Here is a 12,953-nt window from a genome sequence, read left to right as displayed (position 1 = left end):
AACGCCCTTTATGAGTAAAGCCTTACCTATTGCTGTTGCTGTTATCCTCGGCGGTGCTGCCCTGATCCCTGTTTACTATGCCAGCCAGCATCCTGTGACGCATACCGGTAATGTTAGCAAAGATGCCTCTTCAATCCAGAAAATCAGTTATGCGCTGGGCTATGAAGTTGCACATCAAACTCCACCAGAACTTGATGTTGACAGTTTTGTAACTGGTATCCGTCAGGGACACGCCCGTGCCAAGCCAGCTTATACTGAAGAAGAGCTACAGGCAGCGTATGTGCAGTTCCAGCAAGATATGCAGAAAAAACAGCTTGAACAGGCTCAAAAAGCTGAATCTGACAGTAACAGCTTTTTGACTGAAAATGCCAAAAAAGCTGGTGTACAGACTACAGCTTCAGGGTTGCAATATAAAATCGTTAAAGAGGGTACAGGCAAGCAGCCTACTGCTACTTCCCGTGTGACAGTTCACTATAAAGGCCAGCTGACAGATGGAAAAGTATTTGACAGCTCTTATGACCGTGGTGAGCCAGTCGAGTTCCCTTTAAACCAGGTCATTCCGGGATGGACAGAAGGCTTACAATTACTGAAAGAAGGCGGCAAGGCTACCTTGTATATACCTGCTAAACTTGGTTATGGTGAACAAGGCGTACCTGGTACGATTCCACCGAACAGCACACTGATTTTTGATGTAGAGCTGCTTAAAGTACAATAATAATGCACAGGAGGGTCTGATTGCCCTTCACCCTTCAGGATTTTTTATGAAAAAAACACTGCTCGCTTCTATTTTAATCTCGGCCAGCTTCTCTGTCTGGGCGTTACCTGTGACCAATAAAAGTCCACAAAAAGACCAGCTGGGTTATAGCTATGGCTATGTCATGGGTCGTACCAATGCAGATACCTTGAAAGACCTTAATCTGGAAGCTTTTATTCAGGGTCTAAAAGAAGGTTCTGAAGGCAAGTCTGCCCGTCTGACTGAAGAGGAAATGGCCCGAGCCTTAACTCAATATAAAAAGCAGGCGGAAGCTGAACAGCTGATTGAATTTCAGAAGATGGCTGCCAAAAATGGGCAGGCCGGTGCAGTATTCTTAGCAGAAAATATGAAAAAGCCTGGTATTATTAGCACCAAATCTGGCCTGCAATATCAAATTATTCGAGCGGGGCAGGGAAAAACTCCCAAGCCAACCTCACAGGTCAAAGTACATTATGAAGGCCGTTTACTGGATGGTACCGTGTTTGACAGTTCAATTGCACGTAGCCAACCGGTAGATTTTCAGCTGAACCAGGTCATTGAAGGTTGGTCTGAGGGTTTACAGACCATGAAAGAAGGCGGTAAAAGCCGTTTCTTTATTCCAGCCAAGCTGGCTTATGGCGAAATTGGTTCCGGTGACGCTATTCCACCGAATAGTACCTTAATTTTTGATGTAGAGCTTTTGCAAATTTTACCTTAATTTCTGTTCTATAAAAAACCGCCTATATAGAGGCGGTTTTTTATTTATATCGTAGTAAAACTGGCTTAATGCTTGAGCTGGCGAGGATGAAAACCGCTGACCAGCAAACCAATAGCATAAGCTAGAACTCCGACTATACACAGTCCTGCCACTTCAGCCACACGTAACCACTGTGAGAGCTCGCCGTTATACCACTGTAAGCCAAACCATAAGGCAGTCGCCATTATGGTGTTGGCGACCACAAATTGTATAAATAGCTTTTTCCAGTGGCTACCGAAGCGGAAAATATTACGTTTATGCAGGTAATAGTAAAGCAGACCGGCATTGGCAAGTGCAGAACCTGAAGAGGCCAATGCCAGCGCCATATGCTCTGCATGCCAGTTGATCAGTTTGAAAAATCCAATAAAGACTATATTCAATATAGCATTGGTTGCAACTGCAATCAGGCCAACACGGACTGGAGTCTTGGTATCCTGCTGGGCATAGAAGCCGGGTGCAAAGACTTTAATCAGCATAAAGGCAATTACTCCCGCACTCATACATTGCAGTGCCAGTGCTGTCATTTGGGTATCTTCCCAAGTAAATTCACCACGCTCAAATAATGCCTGAATGATCGGTGTAGAGAGCATAAACAGCGCAATACTGGCTGGAATACCAACCAGCATGATTACGCGGGCTGCCCAGTCCAGCATGCCACGGAATTTGGTCTGATCCTGCTCGGCATGACGGGCTGAAAGTGAAGGCAGGATCACCGTACCAATCGCGACACCGATTAGACCCAGCGGCAATTCAGTCATCCGTTCGGCACTATACAGCCATGAGACCGAACCATCCTGCATAAAGGAGGCCCAAATGGTGTTCAGTAACAGGTTAATCTGGGTAACTGACACCCCGAACAGTGCTGGCAGCATCAGTTTAAGAATACGTTCTACCCCTTCATGCTTGAAATCCACTTTAGGTGGAATCAGCAGTTTTTTACGCCATAGTTCCGGTATCTGAATCGCCAGTTGTAGAATACCAGCGACAACCACAGCCCAGCCCAATGCCATGATTGGCTCAGCCATATACGGTGTCAGCCACCAAGCCCCAGCAATCATCGCGACATTAAGAAGTACAGGTGAAAAAGCTGGTGTACTAAAAGAACCATAGCTGTTCAAAATACTGCTGGCAAAAGCCGTCAGTGACATAAACATCAGGTAAGGGATAGTCAGGCGGAACATGTCGACTGCCAAATCAAACTTGGCCGGGTCATCGTGAAACCCTGGTGCATAGATATACAGAATAGCCGGTGCTGCTACCATCGCGATAAAGGTTAATAGCGTCATGACCGTCAGCAGGCAGCCAAAAACCCGGCTAATCAGAATTTGGACTTCAGCATGAGTACGACTGGTTTTGTATTCAGTTAAAACTGGAATAAAGGCCTGTGAGAATGCACCTTCAGCAAACAGACGCCTGAAAAAGTTAGGGATACGAAAGGCCACCACAAAGGTATCGAAATCCTTGCCAGCACCAAATACATTAAGCAGGACCACATCACGTACCAGTCCCAGTACCCGTGACAGCATGGTCATTGCACTTACAATAAAGGTCGATCGCCACAGCGCCATGTATCTACCCAAGCCAAAAAGAAAGACGTTATTGTAATGAAAGTGCAGTAAAATTGCGTTGTAAAATCATCAATAAGATGACTGCTTTTTCTGCTTTAATAATTCCCTAAAATGTGCCCAGTGAAAATGAGGCCCTGGATCAGTTTTTCGTCCCGGCGCAATATCGCTGTGGCCGGCAATATGCTGGCCAATTTTAGGGTAAGCCTGTTGCAGGACAGTCGTCACTTCAGCCAGCACCTGATATTGAATCTCACAAAACTCAGTATCATCACTGCCCTCAAGTTCAACTCCGATAGAATAATCATTACACTCTACCCTGCCCAGATAGCTGGAGCGACCCGCGTGCCAGGCACGATCATTGAAATTGACGAACTGCAGGACTTCACCGCTACGCAGGATCAAGAGATGGGTTGAAACCTGCATACCGCGAATGGTCTGGAAATAAGGATGCGCATTCCAGTCAAGCTGGTTCTGAAAAAACTGTTCAATATAGTCCCCCCCAAATTGTGACGGTGGCAGGCTAATGTTATGCACGACAATCAGCTGGATTTCACATGGCTCGGGACGCTGGTTAAAATTGGGAGAGCTGATCTGTCTGGCCCCTATTAATTTTCCGTCAATTACCTGAAATGTGGGAGCTGTATGCATAAATTTATCCGTTTAGAAAATCTGTAGGTGTGCCTGAACCGGTGATTTGGACGCTGAAAAGCAGGATGAAAAACTGTCTCTTTCCAGTGGGACAATGCTAATATATCGCACAATTTTTATGGGTACATCACGATACGGAAATTATATGAGCATTCCTGCCTCTTTGCTTGAACAGTCGATTCAGATCAATATCCAGCAGGCCCTGCAGGAAGATATCGGTACGGGTGACATCACGGCTTTATTGACGCCTGAAGATGAACAGGCAACTGCAACCATTATCAGTCGGGAAGATATGATACTGGCAGGACAGCCCTGGGTGAATAGCCTGATTCAGACTTATGATCCTCAGGTAGAGGTAATCTGGCTAAAAAATGATGGTGACCGGGTACAGGCGAATGAGGCTTTTTTAAAACTGGCTGGCTCTGCACGCAGTCTGCTCACTGTGGAACGCCCTGCCCTAAACTTTATTCAGACTTTATCAGCTGTTGCAACCAAGGTAGCCGACTATGTTCAGCGACTTAACGGGCTGAATACCAAGCTTCTTGATACCCGCAAGACTCTGCCTGGGCTACGTATTGCCCAGAAATATGCAGTTGCAGTGGGTGGTGGGCAAAATCACCGTTTAGGCCTGTTTGATGCTTTCCTGATTAAGGAAAATCATATTATGGCAGCTGGCGGTATTGCCCAAGCTATTGCTAAAGCCCATGACATTGCACCTGGTAAACCAGTTGAAGTTGAAGTTGAAACCTGGGATGAACTTAATCAGGCCTTAAACGCTGGTGCAGATATTGTCATGCTGGATAATTTTAGCACTCAGCAAATGCAGGATGCGGTTCAACATGTAGCGGGACGCTGCAAACTGGAAGCTTCAGGTAATATCACACTGGAAAATCTGCGAGAAGTTGCCTCGACAGGCGTAGATTATATTTCGATGGGTGCCCTGACCAAAGATATAAAAGCTGTTGATTTATCGATGCGTTTTAATGGCTAATACAGCCATTAATTAACAGTTTCCTCACTCTGGTCGGCAGTTTCGGCTGTCTGCCAGGCTGATTCAGCCGTATTTTTTTCTTGGGAGCGTGGATCACAGGCCATTAATGCGAATGTAATAAAAGAAATTAAAATAATAAACAGTTTCAGCAAAAGTATAGTTCCTTATAGGTTAGGTCATAATGAAAAGGTATAAAATACATTAACTTATTCAGATGGACTGCGACGCAGGTTTAAGCCTTTCTATGTATTTTATTGGTTATATTTTGTAGGGTTGAATAAATTGCTGCATCGCCTTGAGTTAAGAAGGCTAATTTATATCATATATGGGGTTAAAATTATAAATTTCAATAGATTATCTTTTTATTTTAGACTCTTTAGATGCTCTTTTATATCATCTGTTCTTTTGAACTCTCTGGTTAGAGCCAAAAAGGAAGAGTGTGCTCAAAGCAGGAAAAGTACTGGCTATAACCGGTTTAAATAAACATTATAGCCAGCCAGTTAAGATTAAACCGAATAACCCATAAATGGATCAGAGTAAGAATCTTTTCCTGTTTCAATCCGTCCGGCAAAGCGGCGTTTGAATTCGGGCTCATTTTCTAGACTGACTGTAAAATCATACCAGCCGTACCATTCACTCATATCCAGTAACAGCTCGGTTTCCGCCGCGCGGGTTTCTATGTGCCAGGACTTGTTTAAATAGGCATTGGCCTGAATCACCAGCTTTACTGTTTTTTGACCGTCACTTCTGAGTTTTAGATATATTTTTGGTTCACACTCTTCTACACATATCCGAATTTCAGGCAGACTTTCACTATAAAGTTTGCTGTGAAGATTCCCCTGAAAACTCCGGTGAAAACCATTTGGTCCCAGTACCCACAAGTCATATCTGCCGTCATGTACAGACCAGATATCGTCTAGCTGTTTCCCTGCTTCTACCATATAACGTCGCGGAATAGCTTCCAGATCAAGCTTGTTATAAACATGAAAAACTGCTGCCTGCTCGCCGGTATTGGAAAAAATTAGCTGAACCTGCTGTCGGGCCAGTTCGACCTTGGCGCTACAGTGCAAAATATAGGGTAAGGCACGTGACAGGCGTATACCAGTCTGCTGTAGTGGCATGTTCTGGTTTTTCGGTACAGTCAGCTGTGGCAACAAGGCCTGCCTTAGACGGATTGCATCTGCTTCCTGTCTGGATTTCTGCCCAGGCAGCTCAGGTAGAATGTCCAGATTAGGAGTTTTAAAATTAAAGGCGGAGGTCAAGTCACCACAGACTGCGCGGCGGTAAGGGCTGATATTGGGTTCCTGTATTCCAAAGCGCTGTTCCAGAAAACGTAAAATAGAAGTATGGTCAAAAACCTGTGAGTTTACCCAACCACCACGGCTCCAAGGTGAAAGGATATACAATGGCACACGTACGCCTGGACCATATACCCGGCCATCCGGCTTGGGTTGTGATTTGGAACCTGCCACCGCAGGGTGATTGAAATATTCATAAGAAAGCTGCTGCTCGGTTAAGGTTGTTTTGCCCTGTAACTGGCCAGTCTGATCTTTTGAGGGCGCACTCGGCGATGGTATATGGTCAAAGAAGCCATCATTTTCATCAAAATTGACCAATAATACGGTCTGGCTCCAGATGTGCGGATTTTCTGTGAGAGCATTTAAAACTTCTTGGATATACCATGCACCTTGTACCGGGCTGGAAGGCCCGGGATGTTCACTATAAGTTGCGGGCGCTACTATCCAGCTCACCTGTGGTAACTGACCCTGCTGGATATCTTCTTTAAAACTGCCGAGAAACCCGCCATCTGGCATGGTATTGGCAATACCTTTATAAAGCGGCTGACTGGCATCAATTCTGGCATCGTATGCCGGACTTTTCAAGTCACTGTGACTGACGGGCTGACCAGACTGCTCATTGGCACGGCGATACTGTTTAAAACCGGCTAACGGATTATCTGTAAAGTTATCTGGCATGTTCTGGTAGACCTTCCAGCTGACTCCCGCCTGCTGTAGACGTTCAGGATATGTACTCCATTCATAGCCTTCACTTGAAGGCCCCAGTCCATCAAATTCATTTACCACGCTGGCTACACCTGCTCCAGTTGGGCCATTGGTACCAGTCCAGATAAATTTGCGGTTCGGATTGGTTCCTGCATGCATGGCACAGTGATAGGCATCACAGATGGTAAAAGCATCTGCCAAGGCAAACTGATATTCCAGTTCCTGTTTTTTATAATACCCCATGGATTGTGGCTGCTTATGCTTGACCCAGTCTCCCATACGGCCATGGTCCCAGGCTGCTTGTCCATCTGACCAGGAATGTGGCGTACCACTGACCCGCTGGGCATTACCTTTCGTACTGTCCAGATGATAAGGCAGAATTTTGTTCTGCTGGGCATCATACTGCTCCCAGACTGAACGGCCCTCTTTCAAGGGAATGGTAAAACGGTCCCCGAAACCACGGACCCCTTTTAAAGTACCAAAATAATTGTCAAAGGAGCGGTTTTCCTGCGTCAGGATAACTACATGTTTGACGTCCTGCAGCGTACCTGTCTCTACTTTGGCATCGATTGCCAGAGCTTTTTGAATACTGAGCGGAAAACTGGCCAGAGCGGCAGTACCAAACAAGGTTTTACTGGTGGTTAATAAGAATTCACGACGGTCCATTTTAAGTCCTGCTGTTTGTCCAGAGATTAAGGGGCACAGTGCATTTTGCATCCAGAGGGTGAAGGCACTAATGTGCCGGAGTCGGCCTCATCTTCATTACAGGCACTGAGCAGCAGGCTGCCGGTTATGATTAAAACTAAAAATAATTTATGCATTGTCCATTACCCAATAAAGAAGTAAGGACTAGAAATACTGAAAACCAATGACGTTTACGTTATATTTTGATGTCATTTCCATGAAATAAAAAACGCATCCGAAGATGCGTTTTGAATAGAACATGCAGCTTACCAGCCCAGCGCTTCCTGCTGTTTCTTGATCAGCTCGCTAATTCCCTGTTCTGCCAGCTCCAGCATGGCATTGCATTGGGCACGGGTAAATGGCTTATCTTCTGCAGTCCCCTGAATCTCAATAAATTCACCTGCCTGAGTCATTACCACATTCAGGTCAGTCTGGCAGTTTGAATCTTCTTCATAACACAGGTCCAGTAACACCTCATCCTGATACATGCCGACAGAAATAGCCGCAACTAGCCCTTTTAAGGGATCATGTTTGATTTTTTTGCGCTCGAGCAACACATTCATGGCATCTACCAGTGCAACAGCTGCTCCAGTAATGGCTGCTGTACGCGTACCGCCATCAGCCTGGATCACGTCACAGTCGATAGTAATAGTATTTTCACCCAGTTTTTTCAGATCGACCATTGCACGCAGGCTACGGCCAATCAGGCGCTGGATTTCCTGGGTACGGCCACTCTGCTTGCCGCGTGCCGCTTCACGGTCACTGCGAGTATGGGTAGAGCGCGGTAACATGCCGTATTCAGCAGTTACCCAGCCCTGACCCTGACCTTTTAAAAAGCGAGGTACAGAATTATCGATACTGGCTGTACACAATACTTTGGTATGACCAAACTCAACCAATACTGAGCCTTCGGCATAACGTGTGTAGTTGCGGGTGATTTTGACATCACGTAATTGGTTTAGGGCACGCTGGTCAATACGCATAATCCATCCTATAGCTGGCTCAAAATTGATTGCGCGCTATTATAGCAGATGCATCTCTTTCCCGTGCAGCTACAAATTGTGCTCATTCGAAAAGCGGTTCTTCAGTAAGGTAAATGCTTCCTTCCAGCGGCCTGCCTTGACCTTTTGCAGACTACCTTCCGGTAAAGAGCATTTCGCCAGCCGGACCCATACGCTCGCAAACTGCTGCATAAAACTCGCTTCATTATAGTGAATGCCATATTCCGCACACAGAGCCTTAATTTTCGGCGCCACCTCGGCATAGCGGTTAGCCGGCATATCCGGAAACAGGTGGTGTTCAATCTGGTGACTCAGGTTACCGCTCAGAATATGCAGCCCTTCCGTGCCACTGAAATTACTTGAACCACGAATCTGGCGTAAATACCACTCTGCCCGGCTTTCATTTTCAGTATTGTCTGGCTCGAAGGTTTCAGCATCTTCAGTAAAATGGCCGTTAAAAATTACCGCGGAGGCCCACAGGCTCCGAATTATATTGGCCACCGCATTTCCGGCAAAAACTGGTAAGGCATTCGGTCCGGCGATTAATGGAAAGAAGATATAGTCTTTAAGTACTTGACGGCGGACTTTCAGGCGCAGTTTTGCTGCATCTTGCCAGACCTGTTTCCAGGTTTTGGTTTTATAGACCAGTACATCTTCCAGATGCAGGTTCTGTACACCCACATACCACTCAAAAAACACCATAAGCTGGATTGCCAGTGGAATATTAAATAGAAAGCGCGGCTCCCATTTCTGTGATTCACTGACCCGAAGCAATCCATAACCGACATCATGATCCTTACCGACAATATTGGTATAGGTATGGTGCACATAATTATGGGTATATTTCCAGTCATCTCCCGTCGAGATGGTGTCCCAGTCATAATTTTCCCCGTTCAGGCTCGGGTCATTCAGCCAGTCAAACTGGCCATGCATCACGTTATGACCCAGTTCCATATTTTCAACAATTTTGGAAATACCCAGCAAGGTGGTTCCAGCCAGCCAGACTGGTGGTATCCAGCCGGCAAACATCAGCATGCCACGTGAAGTAATTTCACTATAACGGACGAAGTTGCGGATTTTATAGATATACGCCGCATCCTTTTCGCCAAGACTATCCATAACTTCACGGCGGATTGCATCTACTTTTGCACCAAACTGCTGGATTTCTTCAGGTGTTAAATGGCGGGATTTAGAATTTAGTGGATACTGTATGGACATGTTCATAAGGGCTCTCCAATATTTTTAATTTTTTGATTCTAGAGATTAATCTCAAGCGGACTGACTGCCTGGCTGATACAAAGCTTGATCTGAACGTTGTTACCATGATCAATTTCACCGGTCAGCAGATTTCTGGTTGAGCCACTGACCTTGGTACAGGTGCAGGTATTACAGATTCCCATACGGCAACCGTGCGCAGGTCTTAAACCGGCCTGTTCTGCACTGTCTAGCAGATTACCTTTGGCCTCAAATGCCTGCTGTGAACGTATGAACCTGACTGGCTGGGCTTCTAGGGTCTCATCCATGACTGGCTGGAAATACTCCTGATGTAACCAGTCCTCTGCCTGTGCCCCATGATAAATATACTGTACCGCCTGCATCATGCCTGGCGTACCACAGGCATAGCTGTGAGTATGGGCAAAATGTGGCACAATAGTCTTGAGTAAAGCCAGGTCCAGATGCTGTTTCTGCTGGGTAGTATTGATAAAATGATAGTTGAGCTGCGGATAGGCCTCTGCTAATTGCTGGATTTCATTATGCAGGACAGTATCACGGCTAAAATACAGCAGATCGATCTGTCTTACCTTTTGTGTCATGGCTTGCTGTAACAGAGCATAAATAGCTGTAATTCCGCTTCCGGAAGCAATCAGTAAAGCAGGCTCCTGACCAGCATGCAGACAGAACTCACCCTGTGGCTGCGATATTTCAATTACCTCGCCTTTTTTCAGCTGTGACATGGCCCGGGAAACCCGTCCCTGCACCTTAACTCCTAATATCAGCGTACCAGCATCTATAGCGATAATCGAATAACTACGCTGTAAACGTATACCTTCTACTACAACTGTGACAAGAACCGACTGCCCGGCACAATACTGTTGTGTATTAAACCGGTGGCTGGGTCTCAGTTTGATCCGGTACATGTCGGCGGCCAGAGGATAGACACTAATGACTTGCGCCTTGATCCGTTTTAAGGCCAACATCGGGTCAACCTTTTCCAGAAGAAAGTCTACAAAATCTTCACGTATCCATTGTGGCTTGTATTGCATTTGTGCGGTCATCGGTGTTCCTCTTTATGCTAGCTATTTATTGAGTGAACAAACGTTCTTTAAGTGTACAATTGTTCACTATACGCTTTTCTATTATTCAGTCAACACCTGTACACTGATATTCGTCGTTTAAAAGTAGCTATTTTTTGCTAGACTCTTGCACAAAGTAATTTTGGGTTAGCATGATGTCGATACGTGATGAACGAAAGCAGCAGAGTCGTCAGGCCTTACTGGATGCGGCATTGCGCCTGAGTACTTCTGGTCGTTCATTTAGCAGTATCAGCCTGCGTGAAGTCGCACGTGAGGTTGGTTTAGTGCCAACCGCCTTCTATCGGCATTTTCAGGATATGGACCATTTAGGTCAGGAGCTGCTTGATCAGGTTGCGCTGCATTTAAAAACAGTGTTACATCAGCTGGGTCTGGCTTATCTGTCACAGCTCGGCAGTAAATCACAGAATACCTTACAACTCTTTTTTCAGGCAGTTGACCAGAATCCTGAACCCTGGATTTTTATGATTTCTGAACGTTGGGGCGGTTCCAAGGTCGTTCGCCAGGCGATTGGCCGTGAAATTGAATTTCTAATTGATGATCTGGTCAATGACCTGCGCCGGATTGAAAGCCTCAAACATATTCAGGATGAAAATGACCTTAAGGTACTTTCTACTATTCTTACCAATCTCTCTTTTACCTGGGCCATGACCTGGATCAGTCTGTCACGCCAGAATAGTGGACTGGCCTTGAAGGAACAGCAGGAACAGTTTATGCAGCAGGCTGCGACCGAATTACGATTTATGTTCCGTGGTGTATCTAACTGGACATAGTGCCAAGCACCAATTTTTAACACAAAAATTACTATCACCCGGCTTTTGGCTTTCTGTTATCTCAACAAATAGTTTAATTTTACAGTAAGGTAAGTACTGCTACAGTATAGCCATCGGCAAGGAACGGAAAACAGGCATGAATCCAGAGCGCCATAAACAATTTTTATTACGTAAAGAACGCATTCTTCAGGCAGCAGAGAAGCTACTACTGGAAAATAATCAGGAAATTACACTGGATGAACTGGTTGCAGAGCTGGATATTGCCAAAGGTACACTGTACAAGCATTTTAAAAGTAAAAATGAGTTATTACTGGAACTGGTGATCCAGAATGAAAGACAACTGCTGAAAATTTCCCGTGCACCTTATCGTAACTTTAGAGAATATGCTCCTGCCTATATGCTGCATCACCTGCTTGCGCCTGGCCGTACCATTTTACTGCACCAGCTTGAAGAACATCTGACCATGACTGCATCCGGTCTGAATACACTCTTTGAAGAGCTGTATCAGGTACGGCAGGAACGGATTCTGGCCATTCGTGAAGTCACCGAACAATATTTAAAATCATTAAACTATGATATGTCGATCCGTGACTATCTGTCTTATATCTGGTCCCTGACTTATGGTGCAGCCCTATTACTTAATTCTAGTTACTATCAGCGTTCTATCGGTTCACGTAAAAAATTGATTCAGCTTTATATCAATCAGGCACTTTCTTTACCAAGCCAACCGATTAATCTGGATGCTTTCGAGCTGGACAGCGAATTACTTTAAGTTCAGTTTAAATACTATCTATAAAAAAGCCGTTTCCTGCCCTGACAGAAAACGGCTTAAATAATTAAATAACTATAGACTATTTGGCTTTACGCTCTTTATTAATCAGGAAATCAAGCACCTGGGTAACTTTAGCGTCTTCACCCTGAATAATATATTTACCATTTACAACTACAGCAGGTACACCAGTTAACTGGTATTGCTGCGCCAGACGGTTAGATTGCGCCACTTTTCCGGTAATCGAGAAAGAGTTAAACATGCTGTTGAATTTACTCTCTGGTATACCGTACTTGGTAAAGAATTTCGCCTGAGCAGCCTGGTCAAAAATCTGCTGGTTGTTGACATGAATTGCATGGAATAATGGCAGATGTGTTTTTTGGCGTACACCGAGTGCCTCAGACACATAATAGCCACGTGCACCCTGTTCCCAGACTTTATTCATGGCAGCCGGAGTACGTACAAAGCGTACGTCTTTAGGTATTTTTTTAAGCCAGGCCTGCATATGCGGCTCAAGCTTAAAACAGTGCGGACAGCCATACCAGAAAAACTCACGGACTTCGATCTTGCCCGGTACTTCAACCTTAACAGGATTGGCCACTACGGTATAATCCTTGCCTGCTACGAAATTGGCTGCCATGGCACTACCTGAAAATGCCATTACAGCAGTACACAAACTACCTAAAATAAACTTTTTCATTGACGCTGAGATTC

Annotated in this window: 13 protein-coding genes; 5 read left to right on the top strand and 8 right to left on the bottom strand. The window is 45.3% G+C overall.

The window, feature by feature from the left end; genetic code table 11:
• Nucleotides 1–10: 10 nt before the first annotated feature.
• A complete protein-coding gene (locus ABZP31_RS00235) occupies nt 11–715 on the top strand; it encodes an FKBP-type peptidyl-prolyl cis-trans isomerase (RefSeq protein ID WP_005017409.1) in 705 nt (234 codons plus the stop codon).
• A gap of 46 nt (nt 716–761) precedes the next feature.
• On the top strand, nt 762–1,451 hold the full coding sequence (locus ABZP31_RS00230; protein ID WP_005017411.1) for an FKBP-type peptidyl-prolyl cis-trans isomerase: 690 nt from the start codon (nt 762–764) through the stop codon (nt 1,449–1,451).
• Between the two features lie 65 nt (nt 1,452–1,516).
• Here ABZP31_RS00230 and murJ read toward each other — a convergent pair whose 3' ends face one another.
• Together murJ and ampD are read right to left on the bottom strand one after the other, a co-directional pair.
• On the bottom strand, nt 1,517–3,058 hold the full coding sequence (murJ, locus tag ABZP31_RS00225) for a murein biosynthesis integral membrane protein MurJ (protein WP_005405355.1): 1,542 nt from the start codon (nt 3,056–3,058) through the stop codon (nt 1,517–1,519).
• Nucleotides 3,059–3,127: 69 nt separating this feature from the next.
• A complete protein-coding gene (gene ampD, locus ABZP31_RS00220) occupies nt 3,128–3,706 on the bottom strand; it encodes a 1,6-anhydro-N-acetylmuramyl-L-alanine amidase AmpD (RefSeq protein ID WP_005404713.1) in 579 nt (192 codons plus the stop codon).
• A gap of 145 nt (nt 3,707–3,851) precedes the next feature.
• Here ampD and nadC point away from each other — a divergent pair, with 145 nt between their 5' ends.
• A complete protein-coding gene (gene nadC, locus ABZP31_RS00215; protein WP_005404712.1) occupies nt 3,852–4,697 on the top strand; it encodes a carboxylating nicotinate-nucleotide diphosphorylase in 846 nt (281 codons plus the stop codon).
• An 8-nt stretch (nt 4,698–4,705) separates the two neighbouring features.
• Here nadC and ABZP31_RS00210 read toward each other — a convergent pair whose 3' ends face one another.
• The 5 genes from ABZP31_RS00210 to ABZP31_RS00190 all read right to left on the bottom strand — a co-directional run bounded on the left by ABZP31_RS00210 (nt 4,706) and on the right by ABZP31_RS00190 (nt 10,661).
• A complete protein-coding gene (locus ABZP31_RS00210) occupies nt 4,706–4,849 on the bottom strand; it encodes a hypothetical protein (RefSeq protein ID WP_005404711.1) in 144 nt (47 codons plus the stop codon).
• Between the two features lie 354 nt (nt 4,850–5,203).
• Nucleotides 5,204–7,366 (bottom strand): phosphocholine-specific phospholipase C, encoded by a 2,163-nt coding sequence (locus tag ABZP31_RS00205; protein WP_005405356.1) that lies wholly within the window; start codon nt 7,364–7,366, stop codon nt 5,204–5,206.
• Between the two features lie 284 nt (nt 7,367–7,650).
• Nucleotides 7,651–8,367: a ribonuclease PH gene (gene rph, locus ABZP31_RS00200; protein WP_005017425.1), complete on the bottom strand. Its 717-nt coding sequence runs from the start codon at nt 8,365–8,367 to the stop codon at nt 7,651–7,653.
• Between the two features lie 69 nt (nt 8,368–8,436).
• Nucleotides 8,437–9,603 carry an acyl-CoA desaturase gene (locus ABZP31_RS00195; RefSeq protein WP_171053922.1) on the bottom strand — a complete coding sequence of 389 codons (1,167 nt, stop codon included), beginning with the start codon at nt 9,601–9,603 and terminating at the stop codon, nt 8,437–8,439.
• A gap of 38 nt (nt 9,604–9,641) precedes the next feature.
• On the bottom strand, nt 9,642–10,661 hold the full coding sequence (locus tag ABZP31_RS00190; RefSeq protein ID WP_005405358.1) for an iron-sulfur cluster-binding domain-containing protein: 1,020 nt from the start codon (nt 10,659–10,661) through the stop codon (nt 9,642–9,644).
• Between the two features lie 173 nt (nt 10,662–10,834).
• Between ABZP31_RS00190 and ABZP31_RS00185 the strand changes: the two genes are divergently transcribed.
• Together ABZP31_RS00185 and ABZP31_RS00180 are read left to right on the top strand one after the other, a co-directional pair.
• The gene (locus ABZP31_RS00185) at nt 10,835–11,470 is read left to right on the top strand and encodes a TetR family transcriptional regulator (RefSeq protein WP_026444179.1); all 636 of its coding nucleotides are present in this window, start codon (nt 10,835–10,837) and stop codon (nt 11,468–11,470) included.
• A gap of 136 nt (nt 11,471–11,606) precedes the next feature.
• A complete protein-coding gene (locus ABZP31_RS00180) occupies nt 11,607–12,242 on the top strand; it encodes a TetR/AcrR family transcriptional regulator (RefSeq protein ID WP_248130240.1) in 636 nt (211 codons plus the stop codon).
• A 79-nt stretch (nt 12,243–12,321) separates the two neighbouring features.
• Here ABZP31_RS00180 and ABZP31_RS00175 read toward each other — a convergent pair whose 3' ends face one another.
• The gene (locus ABZP31_RS00175) at nt 12,322–12,939 is read right to left on the bottom strand and encodes a thiol:disulfide interchange protein DsbA/DsbL (RefSeq protein ID WP_005023783.1); all 618 of its coding nucleotides are present in this window, start codon (nt 12,937–12,939) and stop codon (nt 12,322–12,324) included.
• Nucleotides 12,940–12,953 lie beyond the last annotated feature (14 nt).

Source organism: Acinetobacter sp. FL, from assembly GCF_040744925.1.
GTDB classification, from domain to species: Bacteria; Pseudomonadota; Gammaproteobacteria; order Pseudomonadales; family Moraxellaceae; genus Acinetobacter; species Acinetobacter radioresistens.
Note: the sequence above shows the minus strand (reverse complement) of the source record. Positions and strands in the feature narration are given on the sequence as shown.